This is a genomic window from Vibrio sp. 2132-1 (genome assembly GCF_033344315.1).
The window spans coordinates 1-915 of record NZ_JAWPON010000153.1; the positions used below are offsets into that span (position 1 = coordinate 1).

A 915-nucleotide genomic window follows, 5' to 3' on the forward strand; every position below is an offset into this window, starting at 1 on the left:
ACCCTATTCGCTTGTGCAATCAGAGGGGTTAATCTTGTTGTATACCTTCCTTACGTGTTATCCGCGAGCACTTGTTTTACTTACCTTTGGGCAAGTCGAACTTTCACGCTCGAGCAAAAACATCAATCTGTCGTCATTGCCCTAATCCTCGGTTACACCCTCACTTTTTACCTGTACTTTTTCTTAGGCGGACATTTTCTTTTTTCGTCGTTGGTGACGATCAACCTACTTTTGACCATGGTTGAGTTCGGTGTTTTTTGGTCGTTCTTTACCTACGCCTTATCAATGACTTTTTGCTTTTACATTGATTTGATAACGGCTGGGAATGACCCTTTTAAACTCCACGCTTTAAAAGAATTTTTCATTCAAAGTACGTTTTTATTTTTGTTCAACCTGTTTATTTACAAAGGGCTACGCTCTATCGAGTGTTATTGGCATGGCATTTGGCAAACACAATATGAACAGGTGGAAAAGCTTGAACGATTGCTCGAAATCGACGAGCTCACTGGGTGCTATTCCCGCTTTAAAGGCAATCAACTGATCGAACAACAGATTCAACGTGCCCAACCGTTTACTCTGTTGTACATCGATCTTGATGGTTTTAAAGCCGTGAATGATGAATTCGGTCACGACGCCGGAGATAAGGTGTTGCAGATCACCGCCCAACGTATTTTGCATCTGTTAGACGACGGCCAGTTCGCGACACGCATCGGAGGCGATGAGTTTATTCTGTGCCTGCCAAACATCGAAGACACCAAGGAGTTAGAACAGTTTCAGTCTTTGCTGCATCACGCATGCAGTGCACCCATTTTTATCCATTTTCAAAACGTTCACATCGGTTTAAGTGTTGGTATGGCTCGCTTTCCTCATGAAGGAAGCTGTAGCGATTCCTTAATTCAACATGCTGACCAAATG

General features: G+C 43.1%; 1 protein-coding gene. It reads left to right on the forward strand.

Features of this window, described 5'->3' with window-relative positions; translation table 11 throughout:
* Window positions 1-915 (forward strand): GGDEF domain-containing protein (locus R8N47_RS24085; RefSeq protein WP_318185963.1); only part of this gene is annotated, 915 nt, incomplete at both ends.